Origin of the sequence: Pseudomonas sp. G166, from assembly GCF_037027455.2 — a bacterium.
Classification (GTDB): domain Bacteria; phylum Pseudomonadota; class Gammaproteobacteria; order Pseudomonadales; family Pseudomonadaceae; genus Aquipseudomonas.
In genome coordinates this window covers 1,360,842-1,374,889 of the sequence record NZ_CP146985.1, presented here as the reverse complement: position 1 = coordinate 1,374,889, position 14,048 = coordinate 1,360,842, and the positions used below count along the sequence as shown (strand labels likewise).

The 14,048-nt window shown below is 59.5% G+C and carries 18 protein-coding genes; 8 read left to right on the top strand and 10 right to left on the bottom strand.

The window, feature by feature from the left end:
- Positions 1-115 precede the first annotated feature (115 nt).
- The 5 genes from rimO (at position 116) to tsaA (ending at position 4,286) form a co-directional block, all read left to right on the top strand.
- On the top strand, positions 116-1,456 hold the full coding sequence (gene rimO / locus SGN16_RS06125) for a 30S ribosomal protein S12 methylthiotransferase RimO (RefSeq protein ID WP_335943525.1): 1,341 nt from the start codon (positions 116-118) through the stop codon (positions 1,454-1,456).
- Positions 1,457-1,633: 177 nt separating this feature from the next.
- Positions 1,634-2,107, top strand: coding sequence for a GNAT family N-acetyltransferase (locus tag SGN16_RS06120; RefSeq protein ID WP_210643111.1), 474 nt, complete (start codon positions 1,634-1,636; stop codon positions 2,105-2,107).
- 82 nt (positions 2,108-2,189) lie between these two features.
- The gene (locus tag SGN16_RS06115) at positions 2,190-2,900 is read left to right on the top strand and encodes an rRNA pseudouridine synthase (protein WP_210643110.1); all 711 of its coding nucleotides are present in this window, start codon (positions 2,190-2,192) and stop codon (positions 2,898-2,900) included.
- Positions 2,901-2,957: 57 nt separating this feature from the next.
- Positions 2,958-3,419 (top strand): DUF1456 family protein, encoded by a 462-nt coding sequence (locus SGN16_RS06110; RefSeq protein WP_014336844.1) that lies wholly within the window; start codon positions 2,958-2,960, stop codon positions 3,417-3,419.
- A gap of 168 nt (positions 3,420-3,587) precedes the next feature.
- Positions 3,588-4,286 (top strand): tRNA (N6-threonylcarbamoyladenosine(37)-N6)-methyltransferase TrmO, encoded by a 699-nt coding sequence (gene tsaA, locus SGN16_RS06105; protein WP_335943524.1) that lies wholly within the window; start codon positions 3,588-3,590, stop codon positions 4,284-4,286.
- A 206-nt stretch (positions 4,287-4,492) separates the two neighbouring features.
- Here tsaA and fpr read toward each other — a convergent pair whose 3' ends face one another.
- Positions 4,493-5,272, bottom strand: coding sequence for a ferredoxin-NADP reductase (gene fpr / locus SGN16_RS06100; protein ID WP_003198368.1), 780 nt, complete (start codon positions 5,270-5,272; stop codon positions 4,493-4,495).
- 122 nt (positions 5,273-5,394) lie between these two features.
- Between fpr and SGN16_RS06095 the strand changes: the two genes are divergently transcribed.
- The gene (locus SGN16_RS06095) at positions 5,395-6,321 is read left to right on the top strand and encodes a LysR family transcriptional regulator (protein WP_210643108.1); all 927 of its coding nucleotides are present in this window, start codon (positions 5,395-5,397) and stop codon (positions 6,319-6,321) included.
- A gap of 4 nt (positions 6,322-6,325) precedes the next feature.
- Here the strand turns inward: SGN16_RS06095 and SGN16_RS06090 are convergent, their stop codons facing one another.
- The 3 genes from SGN16_RS06090 to SGN16_RS06080 all read right to left on the bottom strand — a co-directional run bounded on the left by SGN16_RS06090 (position 6,326) and on the right by SGN16_RS06080 (position 8,374).
- Complete coding sequence (locus SGN16_RS06090) at positions 6,326-6,688, bottom strand: diacylglycerol kinase (RefSeq protein WP_210643107.1); 363 nt, start codon at positions 6,686-6,688, stop codon at positions 6,326-6,328.
- 71 nt (positions 6,689-6,759) lie between these two features.
- Positions 6,760-7,413 (bottom strand): response regulator transcription factor ErdR, encoded by a 654-nt coding sequence (gene erdR / locus SGN16_RS06085; protein ID WP_210643106.1) that lies wholly within the window; start codon positions 7,411-7,413, stop codon positions 6,760-6,762.
- Positions 7,414-7,627: 214 nt separating this feature from the next.
- Positions 7,628-8,374, bottom strand: a complete 747-nt coding sequence (locus tag SGN16_RS06080; protein ID WP_210643105.1) for a tRNA-uridine aminocarboxypropyltransferase — start codon at positions 8,372-8,374, stop codon at positions 7,628-7,630.
- 182 nt (positions 8,375-8,556) lie between these two features.
- On the opposite strand from SGN16_RS06080, the gene SGN16_RS06075 reads away from it, so the two are divergent.
- Positions 8,557-8,979, top strand: a complete 423-nt coding sequence (locus SGN16_RS06075; protein ID WP_210643104.1) for a quorum-sensing-regulated virulence factor family protein — start codon at positions 8,557-8,559, stop codon at positions 8,977-8,979.
- On the opposite strand, the gene SGN16_RS06070 is transcribed toward SGN16_RS06075, so the two are convergent.
- Complete coding sequence (locus tag SGN16_RS06070; protein ID WP_210643103.1) at positions 8,980-9,174, bottom strand: hypothetical protein; 195 nt, start codon at positions 9,172-9,174, stop codon at positions 8,980-8,982.
- Positions 9,175-9,600: 426 nt separating this feature from the next.
- Between SGN16_RS06070 and SGN16_RS06065 the strand changes: the two genes are divergently transcribed.
- Entirely contained in the window at positions 9,601-10,719 is a 1,119-nt protein-coding gene (locus tag SGN16_RS06065) for a TIGR00730 family Rossman fold protein (RefSeq protein ID WP_335943523.1), read from the top strand.
- Positions 10,720-10,765: 46 nt separating this feature from the next.
- Here SGN16_RS06065 and recX read toward each other — a convergent pair whose 3' ends face one another.
- From recX to SGN16_RS06040, 5 genes are all read right to left on the bottom strand, one after another.
- On the bottom strand, positions 10,766-11,233 hold the full coding sequence (gene recX, locus SGN16_RS06060; RefSeq protein ID WP_335943522.1) for a recombination regulator RecX: 468 nt from the start codon (positions 11,231-11,233) through the stop codon (positions 10,766-10,768).
- 8 nt (positions 11,234-11,241) lie between these two features.
- The gene (recA, locus tag SGN16_RS06055) at positions 11,242-12,294 is read right to left on the bottom strand and encodes a recombinase RecA (RefSeq protein WP_003198351.1); all 1,053 of its coding nucleotides are present in this window, start codon (positions 12,292-12,294) and stop codon (positions 11,242-11,244) included.
- Between the two features lie 83 nt (positions 12,295-12,377).
- Positions 12,378-12,878 carry a CinA family protein gene (locus SGN16_RS06050; protein ID WP_335943521.1) on the bottom strand — a complete coding sequence of 167 codons (501 nt, stop codon included), beginning with the start codon at positions 12,876-12,878 and terminating at the stop codon, positions 12,378-12,380.
- A 70-nt stretch (positions 12,879-12,948) separates the two neighbouring features.
- A complete protein-coding gene (locus SGN16_RS06045) occupies positions 12,949-13,485 on the bottom strand; it encodes a lysis system i-spanin subunit Rz (RefSeq protein ID WP_335943520.1) in 537 nt (178 codons plus the stop codon).
- Complete coding sequence (locus tag SGN16_RS06040; protein WP_335943669.1) at positions 13,467-14,030, bottom strand: glycoside hydrolase family 19 protein; 564 nt, start codon at positions 14,028-14,030, stop codon at positions 13,467-13,469. Before SGN16_RS06040 ends, SGN16_RS06045 begins: the two co-directional genes overlap by 19 nt.
- Positions 14,031-14,048: the final 18 nt, after the last annotated feature.

Below are 14,048 nucleotides of genomic sequence, written 5' to 3'. Positions count from 1 at the left end.
GGTATAAAGCTGGTCAAGCAGCCCAGCCACAGATAGAATTGCGCACTTTTTGATCAGAGGCGCGCCAGGCGCCCTGTCTCGGCAAGAGACGATCCCCCTTACACCGAGGTTAGACATGTCCACCACTACCGCGCCAGCCAATCCGAAGGTTGGCTTCGTATCCCTGGGTTGCCCGAAGGCTCTGGTCGACTCCGAGCGCATCCTGACCCAACTGCGCATGGAAGGCTATGACGTTGTGTCCACCTATCAGGACGCCGACGTGGTGGTGGTCAACACCTGTGGCTTCATCGATTCGGCCAAGGCCGAGTCCCTGGAAGTGATCGGCGAAGCCATCAAGGAAAACGGCAAGGTCATCGTCACCGGCTGCATGGGTGTGGAAGAAGGCAACATCCGCAACGTGCACCCCAGCGTATTGTCCGTGACCGGTCCGCAGCAGTACGAACAGGTGGTCAACGCCGTGCACGAGGTGGTGCCACCGCGTCAGGACCACAACCCGCTGATCGACCTGGTGCCGCCACAAGGTATCAAGCTGACCCCGCGCCACTACGCCTACCTGAAGATTTCCGAAGGCTGCAACCACAGCTGCAGCTTCTGCATCATCCCGTCGATGCGCGGCAAACTGGTAAGCCGCCCGGTGGGCGATGTGCTCGACGAGGCCCAGCGCCTGGTCAAGGCCGGTGTCAAGGAACTGCTGGTGATCTCCCAGGACACCAGCGCCTATGGCGTCGACGTGAAATACCGCACCGGTTTCTGGAACGGCGCGCCGGTGAAAACCCGCATGACCGAACTGTGCGAGGCCCTCAGCACCCTCGGCGTCTGGGTCCGCCTGCATTACGTCTACCCGTACCCGCATGTCGACGAACTGATCCCACTGATGGCCGCTGGCAAGATCCTGCCGTACCTGGACATCCCGTTCCAGCACGCCAGCCCGAAGGTCCTCAAGGCCATGAAGCGCCCGGCGTTCGAAGACAAGACCCTGGCCCGCATCAAGAACTGGCGTGAAATCTGCCCGGACCTGATCATCCGTTCGACCTTCATCGTTGGCTTCCCCGGTGAAACCGAAGAAGACTTCCAGTACCTGTTGGATTGGCTGACCGAAGCCCAGCTCGACCGCGTCGGCTGCTTCCAGTACTCCCCTGTCGAAGGCGCACCGGCCAACGACCTGGACCTGGACGTGGTGCCGGACGACGTCAAGCAGGACCGTTGGGACCGCTTCATGGCGCACCAGCAAGCCATCAGCTCGGCTCGCCTGCAAATGCGCATCGGCCGCGAAATCGAAGTGCTGGTGGATGAAGTGGACGAGCAAGGCGCCGTGGGTCGTTGCTTCTTCGACGCCCCGGAAATCGACGGCAACGTGTTCATCGACAACGGCAGCAACCTCAAGCCGGGCGACAAGGTCTGGTGCAAAGTGACCGACGCCGACGAGTACGATTTGTGGGCTGAACAGATCGGTTGATCTGGACATGCCACAGCCGCTCTTTGTGGCGAGGGGATTTATCCCCTCGCCACAGTTCCGTGCTTACAGCCATTAACTCGCCCACCTCGAAAAATTAAAAAGCCCTGCCTTGCGACAAGATGCGGGGCTTTTTTACGGCTATCGTATGGAGATATTCAGCACAAGGAACAGGCGGACATGCGCCAGCATTCGGTCATCCACACACCGAAATCCAGCGATTACCAGGAACTGACCCGCGTCTGGGAGGCTTCGGTGCGGGCCACCCACGACTTTCTGCCGGACAGCTATATCGAGCTGCTGAAAAACCTCGTGCTCAACCGTTACCTTGATGCGGTGATGCTCATTTGCACCCGCGACACTCGCCAGCGGATCACCGGTTTCGCCGGCGTCGCGGCCGGCAAGATCGAGATGCTCTTCATTGACCCGCAACACCGTGGCCAGGGCCTGGGCAAGCAACTGCTGCGCTACGCCATGGAACACCTGAATGCCGATCAACTGGACGTCAACGAACAGAACCCACAGGCCCTGGGTTTCTACCTCAAGCAGGGGTTCGAAGTGGTTGGGCGTTCGGCGCGGGACGGCATGAACCAGCCTTACCCCCTGTTGCACATGCGCTACAAACAGCCCGACCTGAAGGCCCGACGCGGCTAAAAGCCACACGAGGCAAATGGACCCGCGATTAACCGGCGCCAGGCAGGTACAATGCCCACCCTCTTTTTGTTACGGCCCTGTCATGACTGACCCGATTCGTCTCTCCAAACGCCTCATCGAACTCGTCGGCTGTTCCCGTCGGGAGGCTGAGTTGTTCATTGAGGGCGGCTGGGTCACCGTGGATGGCGAAGTGATCGATGAACCGCAGTTCAAGGTCACTACCCAGAAAGTCGAACTCGACCCCGAGGCCAAGGCCACAGCACCGGAGCCGGTGACTCTCCTGCTGAACGTCCCGGCGGGCATGGATGTGGACACCGCGATGGCCTCCCTTGGGCCACAGACCCTGAGCGACGAACACCGCTTCGGCAAGCGACCGCTCAAGGGCCACTTCCTGCGCCTGACCGCCAGTGCCGACTTGCAGGCCAACGCCAGCGGGCTGCTGGTGTTCACCCAGGACTGGAAGATCTTGCGCAAGCTCACCGCCGACGCCGCCAAGATCGAGCAGGAATACGTGGTCGAAGTTGAAGGCGAAATGGTCGCCCATGGTCTCAACCGCCTGAACCATGGCCTGACCTACAAGGGCAAGGAGCTGCCAGCGGTCAAGGCCAGTTGGCAGAACGAGAACCGCTTGCGCTTTGCCATGAAAAACCCGCAACCGGGCGTAATCGCGCTGTTTTGCCAGGCGGTCGGCCTCAAGGTGGTCGCCATTCGCCGCATTCGCATCGGCGGCGTGTCCATCGGCAAGGTGCCGCTGGGCCAGTGGCGCTACCTGTCCACCAAAGAGAAATTCTAATTTTCCGGCGCCGCACCGAGCTGGGGCGCCCATTGCCGATTGATCAGGATTGCACACATGATTCACAACGACGTACTGCGCAGCGTGCGCTACATGCTCGACATCAGCGACAAGAAAGTCATCGAGATCATCAAGCTGGGTGGCCTGGACGTCTCTCTGGCGGACCTGACGGGCTACCTCAAGAAAGACGAGGAAGAAGGCTTCGTGTTCTGTCCTGACGAGGTCATGGCGCATTTTCTCGATGGCCTGGTGATCTTCAAGCGTGGCAAGGACGAAAGCCGTCCGCCGCAGCCAATCGAGGTGCCGGTGACCAACAACATCATCCTCAAGAAGCTGCGGGTGGCCTTCGAGTTGAAGGAAGACGACATGCACGCCATTCTCAAGGCCGCCGAATTCCCGGTGTCCAAGCCGGAACTGAGCGCGCTGTTCCGCAAATTCGGGCATACCAACTACCGCCCGTGTGGCGACCAGTTGCTGCGCAACTTCCTCAAGGGCCTGACGCTGCGCGTGCGCGGCTGACTTCCCCTGGTCGCCCTGATCGTTCCCACGCTCTGCGTGGGAACGCAGCCAGGGACGCTCCGCGTCCCCAAAAGCGTAACGCGGAGCGTCACTAGAGGCGCTCCCACGCAGAGCGTGGGGGACGATCGATCTACTATCATCCCATCTACCTCTTTTCGATCCCAACCCATGACCTACAACGTCTCCCCCATCGGCTTCGTTCGCTCCTGCTTCAAGGAGAAGTTCGCCATCCCCCGCCAACCGCAACTGGCCCCGGCCGCGCGCGGCGTGCTGGAACTGGTGGCGCCGTTCGACCAGGGTGATGCGGTACAGGGGTTGGAGCAGGTCAGTCACATCTGGCTGCTATTTCTGTTCCATCAGGCCCTGGAAGACAAGCCACGCTTGAAAGTCCGTCCGCCGCGCCTGGGCGGCAATAAGTCCATGGGGGTATTCGCCACCCGCGCCACCCACCGTCCCAACGGCATCGGCCAGTCGGTGGTGAAGCTGGAACGGGTCGAAGCCGCACGCCTGTGGATCTCGGGCATCGATTTGCTGGATGGCACGCCTGTGCTGGACATCAAACCCTACGTCCCCTACGCCGACATCATCGATTCGGCGTCCAACAACATCGCCAGTGCCGCGCCTGAGCTGATCCCTGTGCAATGGGCGGATACCGCCCTGCTGCAAGCCCAAGAGCACGCCTCGCGCCTGCAAGAGCCCTTGGTGGAGTTGATCGAACAGTGCCTGGCCCAAGACCCACGCCCGGCGTACCAGATTCCTACAGCCGAGCGGGAATACGGCGCGCAGTTCTGGGACCTGGACGTTCGCTGGCATTACCCGCAGCCGGGGTTGATCCGGGTGTTGGAAGTCGTTCCTGCGGTTAAATAAAACCCGGAAACGAAAAAGCCCGCGCGGCCTTCATCAGGCGGCGCGGGCTTTTTTGTGGGCTAACTGTTGGATCGAGTCGCTGCCATCGCGAGCACGCTCGCTCCCATACTTGATCTGGGTTGCTCACAAGATATGACTGAACACAAACCCTGTGGGAGCGAGCTTGCTCGCGATGGCGATCTACTATCAGTCGCCACAAATACAGCTTACTTCTCTACAAACGCCCGCTCGATCAGGTAGTCACCCGGCTCACGCATACGCGGCGAAACGGTCAGGCCGAAGCTGTTGAGCACTTCGCTGGTCTCGTCGAGCATGCTCGGGCTGCCGCACAACATGGCGCGGTCGTCCTGCGGGTTGATCGGCGGCAGGCCGATGTCGCGGAACAGCTTGCCGCTGCGCATCAGGTCGGTCAGGCGGCCTTCGTTCTCGAACGGTTCGCGTGTCACGGTCGGGTAGTAGATCAGCTTTTCACGCAGCGCTTCGCCGAAGAACTCGTTCTGCGGCAAGTGCTCGGTGATGAATTCGCGGTAGGCGACTTCGTTGACGTAACGCACGCCGTGGCACAGGATCACTTTTTCGAAACGCTCGTAGGTTTCCGGATCCTGGATAACGCTCATGAACGGCGCCAGGCCGGTGCCGGTGCTGAGCAGGTACAAATGCTTGCCAGGCTTGAGGTCGTCCAACACCAGCGTGCCTGTAGGCTTCTTGCTGATGATGATCTCGTCGCCTTCCTTCAGGTGTTGCAACTGGGAAGTCAGCGGACCGTCAGGTACCTTGATGCTGAAGAACTCCAGATGCTCTTCCCAGTTCGGGCTGGCAATCGAGTAAGCGCGCATGAGCGGGCGGCCGTTGGGCTGTTGCAGGCCGATCATCACGAACTGGCCGTTCTCAAAGCGCAGGCCCGGATCGCGGGTGCACTTGAAGCTGAACAGAGTGTCGTTCCAGTGATGAACACTGAGGACACGCTCGTGGTTCATGTTGCTCATGTACGGTGACTCCTGGGGAATGATGCCTGCGTCGTTAATTTGCGCAATTGCATCGCATTCTAATGGCGGCGACAATATCTGTTAAATGGATTATTAAGATAAGGGTTATCGGTTATATCGATATGCGATTTACTCTCCGTCAACTTCAAGTCTTCGTCGCCGTCGCTCAGCAAGAGAGTGTGTCCCGTGCTGCGGGTCTGCTCAATCTGTCACAGTCGGCCGCCAGCACCTCCATCACCGAACTGGAGCGCCAATCCAGTTGCCAGTTGTTCGACCGCGCCGGCAAACGCCTGAGCCTCAACGCCCTGGGCAAACAGCTGTTGCCCCAGGCCGTGGCGCTGCTGGACCAGGCCAAGGAGATCGAAGACCTGCTCAATGGCAAGTCCGGTTTCGGCTCACTGGCGGTCGGAGCCACGCTGACCATCGGCAATTACCTGGCGACCCTGTTGATCGGCGGCTTCATGCAGCGCCATCCGGAAAGCCAAGTGAAGCTGCACGTGCAGAACACTGCCAATATCGTGCACCAGGTTGCCCACTATGAAATTGATCTGGGTCTAATCGAAGGTGACTGCAGCCATCCGGACATCGAGGTGCAAAGCTGGGTCGAGGACGAACTGGTGGTGTTCTGCGCACCGCAACACCCGCTGGCCAAGCGCGGCCACGCGACCATGGAGGAACTGACTCATGAAGCGTGGATTCTCCGGGAACAAGGTTCCGGCACACGCCTGACCTTCGACCAAGCCATGCGCCACCATCGCAGCGCGCTGAACATCCGCCTGGAGCTGGAACACACCGAAGCCATCAAGCGAGCCGTGGAGTCGGGCTTGGGGATCGGCTGCATCTCACGCCTGGCCCTGCGCGACGCCTTCCGCCGCGGCAGCCTTGTCGCGGTGGAAACCCCGGACATGGACCTGGCGCGGCAGTTTTATTTCATCTGGCATAAACAGAAATATCAGACATCGGCCATGCGCGAATTCCTCGAACTGTGCCGAGCCTTCACCGCCGGGGTGCAGCGCAGCGACGAAATCGTGCTGCCGGCCATAGCCTGATGGGTTAAAGCAAAATCACGCCCCACACCAACGCAATCATCGTCAGGGCGACGAGTTGGGCAGCACTGCCCATGTCCTTGGCGTTTTTCGACAATGGGTGCAATTCCAGGGAGATGCGGTCGATAGCCGCCTCCACCGCCGAGTTGAGCAACTCCACGATCAGCGCCAGCAGGCAGACCGCAATCAGCAGCGCCTGCTCGACACGGCTGACATTCAGAAAGAACGACAACGGAACCAGGACAACGTTGAGCAGGACCAGCTGGCGGAACGCTGCTTCGCCGACAAAAGCGGCACGCAGCCCGTCCAAGGAATAGCCAGAGGCATTGAGGATGCGTTTCAGGCCGGTTTGGCCTTTAAAAGGTGACATAGAGTAGGCAACTGATCGAAAGGAGTGGAGAAGCTAATTCAAACCCAGTCAAAAAAGCGTGAACAAACGCACTAAGGCTGCGGTGAAATTGACTCAAGTTGTTGCAACAGCAAGGCCGCCTGGGTCCGGGTTCGCACATTCAGCTTACGAAAAATCGCCGTGACATGGGCCTTGATGGTGGCTTCCGAAACGTTCAGCTCGTAGGCGATCTGCTTGTTCAGCAAGCCTTCGCAGACCATGGTCAACACCCGGAACTGCTGCGGCGTGAGGCTGGCCAGGCCTTCGCTGGCGGCCTTGGCTTCCGCGGATACGCTGACCGCTTCGAACGCCTGGGGCGGCCAGGATACGTCGCCATTGAGCACGGTTTTCACCGCCTGCTGGATATTTTCCAAGGAGCTGGATTTAGGAATGAATCCACTGGCGCCAAATTCGCGGGCCTTGACCATCACCGAAGCTTCTTCCTGGGCCGAAACCATCACCACGGGGATCTGCGGATATTGGCCACGTAACAGCACCAATCCTGAAAAACCGTATGCACCCGGCATGTTCAAGTCCAGCAGTACCAGGTCCCAGTCGGCCTTTTCGGTCAAGCGGGCTTCCAGCTCCGCGATACTGGCCACCTCCGTCAGCCGGACATCCGGGCCCAGGCCCAGGGTCACTGCCTGACGCAACGCACTGCGAAAGAGCGGGTGGTCATCGGCAATCAGGATTTCGTATGTGGCCATTTTTAAAATGATCCTGTTTTTTAATGGCAGGCCCGATGCATTCGCGCCTCGCCAAAACAACTCAAGACACCGCCAAACAGCGATATCCACAGGGGCAGGTTCAACGCCAAACACAGCGTCTCAAACTTGGGCCGCACCCTGGTCGGCGCCAAGCATGCCCAGCGAAGCCGGGGTGGTCAAGCAGCACGGCCGGTACCGTGTGCAGTATGGGCCACTATTGGGCCAATACTGCGTGCGCCTTACGGATAAAGGGTTGCAACTCGGCGTGAGCCGGGGTCGATACATTCAGCTCCTGCTGGCATTTGGCGCCCAGGTAGTGCTGGCTGAACACATCGAAATAGGCATCCAGGGCCGAGGCCGCGTCGCTGTCCCCTGCCAGCTCCAGACACAACGCCGCCACTTCGGCGGTGCACAGGTGCTCACTGCGGGTAGAACGGCGCAAGCGATAGCGCGACAGCTTGTCGGGCAGCAGGCTGAGGATCGGCAAGCGATCAAAGTACGGGCTTTTGCGGAAAATCTTGCGCGCCTCCGTCCAGGTCGCGTCCAGTAGAATGAACAGCGGACGCTTGCCATGCTCGAGATCGACTGTGTGGGTGACCCGCGACGGCTCGACGTATTCACCGGGAAACACCAGATACGGCTGCCATTGCGGGTCATTGAGCAGCGCCAGCAGTTGCTCGTCGACTTCGGTACGCGACCAGATGAACGCGTGATTGTCGCGCACCACGTCGGCAATCAGCCAACCGGTGTTGCTCGGCTTGAACACTTCCTTGTTGGTCATGATCAGGCAAACCCCGGAACGGGTCTCGACGCTCGGTCGCCAGGCGCACAGGCAATGGCTCTCGATCACCCGGCAAGCGCTGCAACGGGGCGCACGCCAGCCACGGGCCTGGATCGGCTTGATACCTTCATCGATGCGCTGGTCGCGCAGGCGAGCTACGGCGTTAGGGGCATGTTTCATCGTGGGCGACGCCGACAGACAGGAAAACTCACAAACAACACTCGGGCAAGGCAATGAAGGCCGGCAGTCTACCAGAGCCTGCAAGCCTGTACCGCTCGCCCAGGCTCCCCTATAATTTCCCGCCACTGAACGCACAGTCATGTGATCGGTCGAACCACCAGTCACTGAACCAGGAGAGTTTCATGCTGCGCCTTATCGTCCCTACCGTTGCCGTTTTGCTGGCGACGTCCCTCAGCGCTCAGGCTGCCTCGCTGAAAGAACTCGAACTGAACAAGATGTTGCAGAACGTGGCCACGCAAAGCAGCATTGGTACGCCACGGGCGATCAATGAAGACATTCTCGACCAGGGTTATACCGTCGAAGGCACCGAGCTGATCAATCACCTGAGCGTACAAAGCAGCCATGCCCAGAAAATGCGCGCTGACCCCAAGGCCGTGTATTTTCAGTTGGGCTCCACGGTGTGCACCAATCCAGGCTTCCGCAAGCTGATGGCCAAGGGCGCAACCATGCGCTACGAGTTCACCGAAGTTAAAACCAACCGCCCGGTCGCGACCGAACGCTTCCAGGAATCGGACTGCCCGAAACCGGCCAAGACCAAGAAGTAATCAACCCGAGCGTGCGCGCCGCTGCTCATCGTCGGCGCGCAGTTCCGCCACCAGCGCCTGCAAATAACGCGAGCGCCAGGTCCGGCCTTCCAGCCGTCGGCAGCATTCCTCTTCAAGACTTACCTGATTGGCCTGAGCCGCTTCCAACAACGTCAGGTATAACTGCCTGTCGAGTTCCAGAGTTACCCTGTTCATCTCTCCCGCCTCCATGCCCTATCCACATCAGTCCATCGCGTGGCGCCCAGCCCTGAACGCCGAATTGCATTGGCACGCTTGTTATCAGTAAATCAGAGCGGCACGTAGCCAGTCGCTAATCTGACGAGCGGTGGGATGTTACAGCGGTTGCCAACGGTCACTTTTGAGCGCCATGATCAAGACTGCGAAGATCAGCTAGATTCAGAAGTATCTTTTGTCATCGGGCAGAACGAGGCTGCCCTGCCAGCACCTTGCCGTGTGGTTGTTTTTTATCCAAGGGAAAAACGGAACCTGTTGGATGGCTTGATCGCTTTGCTGCAGACCGCGTCGAGCCAAGTCGAACGTCCATGACAACGACACATGGAGTGTCGTGGCCCCGATGAATCTCTCGTTCGGGCCGGGGTTCTGTTAAGAAGGAGAAGTTGAATGCCTTATAAACCGAATGACCTGCTCAGTCGTCATTTTGAGAACCATGGCCACGACCTCACACGCAAGGTCGAAGAGCAACTCAACCTGGTCTCCCCCAACAGCCCCAACCTCCCCATCTACCGTGACATGATCCTGACCGTGCTGCGCATGGCCCAGGAAGACCACAATCGCTGGAATGCCAAGATCACCCTGCAGGCACTGCGGGAACTGGAACATGCGTTCCGCACGCTCGAACAGTTCAAGGGCCGACGCAAGGTCACAGTCTTCGGCTCGGCCCGCACCCCCATCGAACACCCACTGTATGGCTTGGCTCGAGAGCTGGGGGCGGCCCTGGCCCGTTCGGACATGATGGTCATCACCGGTGCCGGCGGTGGCATCATGGCTGCAGCTCATGAAGGTGCGGGACGGGAGCACAGCCTTGGGTTCAATATCACCCTACCCTTCGAACAGCACGCAAACCCGACCGTCGAAGGCACGTCGAACCTGCTGCCATTCCACTTCTTCTTCACCCGCAAACTGTTCTTCGTCAAGGAGGCCGACGCACTGGTGCTCTGCCCCGGTGGTTTTGGCACCCTTGACGAAGCGTTGGAAGTCCTGACGCTGGTGCAAACTGGCAAGAGCCCTCTGGTACCTGTGGTATTGCTGGACGTCCCTGGGGGCAAGTTCTGGCAAGGCGCCCTGAACTTCATCCGCGAGCAGTTGGAGGAAAACCGCTACATCCTGCCCACAGACATGAAACTGATGCGCCTGGTGTACAACGCCGAAGAGGCCGTGGAAGAGATCAACCAGTTCTACCGCAATTTCCACTCCAGCCGCTGGCTCAAGCACCAGTTCGTGATCCGTATGAATCACAAGCTCAATGAACAGGCGCTGCAGCAGATGCAGGTGGCATTTGCCGACCTCTGCCTGAGCGACTGTTTTCATCAACATGACTACAGTGGCGAGGAGCACGACGAAGCCCAGTTCAGTCATTTGACCCGACTGGCGTTTACCTTCAACGCCCGCGATCACGGTCGTCTGAGGGAACTGGTGGACTACATCAACCTGCCGGAAAACTGGGCCCAGCCCACACCCGAACCTCGCCCCCTCACCTGGGAGCCGATCAAGGTAACCTGAGACCATAAAAAAACGGCCCGCTATCGAAATAGCGGGCCGTTTTTGTTCAATCATCCATACTGCGGCCGCTGAACAAACGGTTGATCATTTCCATGGAGTACCCTCGATACGCCAGGAAACGCCCTTGCTTGGCACGCTCTCGTGCATCGATGGGCAAATGCCCTGAGAATTTGCGACGCCAGGTGTCTGCCAGTTGCTCCTGCCAATCGATACCACTTTCGCGCAGGGCCAGTTCGATATCCGGGCGTTGCAAGCCCCGTTGGCCGAGTTCCTCACGAATTCGTAACGGACCATAACCGGAGCGGGCCCGATAAGAGACAAAACTCTCAAGGTAGCGGGTTTCCGATAACAGGCCCTCTTCCGTCAAACGGTCAAGAGCCGTGTCGATCAACTCATCGGGAGCACCGCGCTGACGCAACTTACGCGTCAGCTCGACCCGACCGTGCTCGCGCCTGGCGAGCAGGTCCATCGCGGTTCGTCGCACCGCGACGAGGGTATCGAGTACGACGGTCATCGAATCAATCAGATGTCAGCGTCAGCCAGGTCATCTGCAGTCTCGCGGTTAGCCACTGACTTGACGTCTGCCACTGGGCTCAGCAGTTTGTCGCGCAATTGCTTCTCGAGGGCCGCAGCAACTTCCGGGTTGTCCGCCAGGAACTTGGCCGAGTTGGCCTTGCCCTGACCGATCTTGGTGCCGTTGTAGGCATACCAGGCGCCGGATTTTTCGACGAAACCGTGCAACACACCCAGGTCGATCATCTCGCCATTGAGGTAGATGCCCTTGCCATAAAGAATCTGGAACTCGGCCTGGCGGAACGGCGAAGCCACCTTGTTCTTCACGACCTTGACGCGGGTTTCGCTGCCGACAACCTCATCACCTTCTTTCACCGCGCCAGTACGGCGGATGTCCAGGCGGACCGAGGCGTAGAACTTCAGCGCGTTACCACCGGTGGTGGTTTCCGGGCTGCCGAACATCACGCCGATCTTCATACGGATCTGGTTGATGAAGATCACCAGGCAGTTGGCGTTCTTGATGTTACCGGTGATCTTGCGCAGGGCCTGGGACATCAGGCGAGCCTGGAGGCCCACGTGCATGTCGCCCATTTCACCTTCGATTTCAGCTTTGGGTACCAGCGCCGCCACGGAGTCGACGATGATCACGTCCACCGCATTGGAACGCACCAGCATGTCGGTGATTTCCAGGGCCTGCTCACCGGTGTCCGGCTGGGAAACCAGCAGGTCATCGACGTTGACCCCCAGTTTGCCGGCGTATTCCGGGTCCAGAGCGTGTTCGGCGTCGACGAAGGCGCAGGTCGCGCCGGCTTTTTGGGCCTGGGCGATCACGGACAAGGTCAATGTGGTTTTACCGGACGACTCAGGACCGTAGATTTCAACGATACGGCCTTTTGGCAGGCCGCCGATGCCGAGTGCGATGTCCAGGCCCAGGGAGCCGGTGGAGATGGAAGGAATAGCCTGACGGTCCTGATCGCCCATACGCATTACGGCACCCTTGCCGAATTGACGTTCGATCTGACCCAAGGCCGCAGCCAAGGCTTTCTTCTTGTTGTCGTCCATTAAAGTCCTCACGTAATCAATAAGGCCTGACGGCCAACACCTGTATAAGTAGCCAGTATTATTCCACAGCGATTGAGGATCGCCTACCCCTGATTTGAGATTTCTCCAGCGGCATGCTGCAACAGCCCCTCTAGCGCGGCCTTCACCGTTTGTCGGCGGACCTCGTCGCGGTTGCCCGGAAAGAATCGCTGCTCGCTGATGAGGGTTTCGCCAACGCCCCAGGCCAGCCACACCGTGCCCACCGGTTTGTTCGGCGAACCACCGTCCGGCCCCGCCACGCCGCTGACTGCCACGGCAAAACGCGCCAGGCTCTTGTGCTGGGCACCCCGCACCATGGCCTCGACCACCTCGCGGCTGACCGCCCCCACCGTCTCGAACAATTCGGCCGGCACGTTCAATTGCTGGGTTTTCTGGCGATTGGAATAGGTGACGAAACCGGCCTCGAACCAGGCCGAACTCCCGGGAATCCGGGTGATTGCCTCGGCAATCCCGCCGCCGGTGCAGGACTCGGCCGTGGTCACATGGGCATTGAGCACCTGCAGGCGCCTGCCCAGTTCAGCGGCCAGTTCGGTAATGTCGTCCATGATGCTCTCCTGATTCGACGCAATGGGGCCTACCGTACACGAGCAGCCGAAGCTTGCAAGGCTCGCCGGATCACCGACCCAGCGCTCTGATATAGGCCTGACAGGCCTGCAAGGCAATCAATCCGCGATCACCGGCGTCGGTGATGGCGATAATTCGTTGAGCATGCGCCGGGTCAAGTCGGGCTCTCGCGCCTCCATGAACCACGCCGCTGGCGCTGGTGGTGGCAGGCACTGCACAGCCGGCGGCAACATCATCGGCGTCGAGGAGGACTGACAGCCGGACATCGGCAGTAGCAAGGCGATCGCGCAGGCGATCCTGGTCACGTTGGGCATCGCTCAAGGCTCGGTAATGGGTTTGTTCGCTGGCGGCCAGTTGCTGTTCCAGGGCCAGGCGTTTGTCGTGCTCGGCCTTTTGTTGCAAGGCAGTCGCCTGGGTTATTTGATTCAGCGTTGTGGCCTGGGACTGCGCCAGTTGCGCCAGTTGTTGGCCATAACGCCAATCCTGGACCCGCCATGCCAGCGCCGCCGGGCCACCCGCCAACAGCGCCAGCAACATCAGGACAACGAGGGTGCGGGAAGAAAATGGCATCAGGTCGAAGGCTGACATAACACCGCCCTCGCCCGTTCCCAGAGTTGCAGGCGATCCTCCAACCCGTTCAAACCGCCGTTGATACGGCGGGTGATGGTGTTGAACTGATCGCGGTCGGCCAGTTCGTTCAAGCCGTTTTGCTCCCAGAACCATGCAGCGGACTCCGCGGCCCATTGCGGTTGCTCCAGCAGCTCCGGCAACGCCAGCAGACGTTCATCACCAAACAGGCCGAGACTGCAACGTAGATAGTTGTCGTGGCCGGTCATTTGAATCAGTCCGCGACCACGATACTTCTGACCGTCACCGTCGGCCTGGGGCGTATTGCCCAGGCGAGCGGCCAACGATCCTGTGTCGTATTTGCTGAGATATTGATCACTGCCGAGCTCGCGTACGTAGCGCAGTTGCCCGGATTCATGACCGACCTGTGCTAGAAATGCGGCGATGCGTTTAGGCGTGTCTATATGGTGGTGGGCCATAGCGTTGTTAAGCGCGGAAACAAAAACGCCCGCATGGGAGCGGGCGTTGGGCATGATTTTGATGAGTTGCTGTTGGGTAACATCCATACTCAGACCATCGAAAAC

Coding starts and splice junctions, on each gene's coding strand:
- rimO (WP_335943525.1), top strand. CDS start 116: ATGTCCACCACTACCGCGCCAGCCAATCCGAAGGTTGGCTTCGTATCC.
- SGN16_RS06120 (WP_210643111.1), top strand. CDS start 1,634: ATGCGCCAGCATTCGGTCATCCACACACCGAAATCCAGCGATTACCAG.
- SGN16_RS06115 (WP_210643110.1), top strand. CDS start 2,190: ATGACTGACCCGATTCGTCTCTCCAAACGCCTCATCGAACTCGTCGGC.
- SGN16_RS06110 (WP_014336844.1), top strand. CDS start 2,958: ATGATTCACAACGACGTACTGCGCAGCGTGCGCTACATGCTCGACATC.
- tsaA (WP_335943524.1), top strand. CDS start 3,588: ATGACCTACAACGTCTCCCCCATCGGCTTCGTTCGCTCCTGCTTCAAG.
- fpr (WP_003198368.1), bottom strand. CDS start 5,272: ATGAGCAACATGAACCACGAGCGTGTCCTCAGTGTTCATCACTGGAAC.
- SGN16_RS06095 (WP_210643108.1), top strand. CDS start 5,395: ATGCGATTTACTCTCCGTCAACTTCAAGTCTTCGTCGCCGTCGCTCAG.
- SGN16_RS06090 (WP_210643107.1), bottom strand. CDS start 6,688: ATGTCACCTTTTAAAGGCCAAACCGGCCTGAAACGCATCCTCAATGCC.
- erdR (WP_210643106.1), bottom strand. CDS start 7,413: ATGGCCACATACGAAATCCTGATTGCCGATGACCACCCGCTCTTTCGC.
- SGN16_RS06080 (WP_210643105.1), bottom strand. CDS start 8,374: ATGAAACATGCCCCTAACGCCGTAGCTCGCCTGCGCGACCAGCGCATC.
- SGN16_RS06075 (WP_210643104.1), top strand. CDS start 8,557: ATGCTGCGCCTTATCGTCCCTACCGTTGCCGTTTTGCTGGCGACGTCC.
- SGN16_RS06070 (WP_210643103.1), bottom strand. CDS start 9,174: ATGAACAGGGTAACTCTGGAACTCGACAGGCAGTTATACCTGACGTTG.
- SGN16_RS06065 (WP_335943523.1), top strand. CDS start 9,601: ATGCCTTATAAACCGAATGACCTGCTCAGTCGTCATTTTGAGAACCAT.
- recX (WP_335943522.1), bottom strand. CDS start 11,233: ATGACCGTCGTACTCGATACCCTCGTCGCGGTGCGACGAACCGCGATG.
- recA (WP_003198351.1), bottom strand. CDS start 12,294: ATGGACGACAACAAGAAGAAAGCCTTGGCTGCGGCCTTGGGTCAGATC.
- SGN16_RS06050 (WP_335943521.1), bottom strand. CDS start 12,878: ATGGACGACATTACCGAACTGGCCGCTGAACTGGGCAGGCGCCTGCAG.
- SGN16_RS06045 (WP_335943520.1), bottom strand. CDS start 13,485: ATGTCAGCCTTCGACCTGATGCCATTTTCTTCCCGCACCCTCGTTGTC.
- SGN16_RS06040 (WP_335943669.1), bottom strand. CDS start 14,030: ATGGATGTTACCCAACAGCAACTCATCAAAATCATGCCCAACGCCCGC.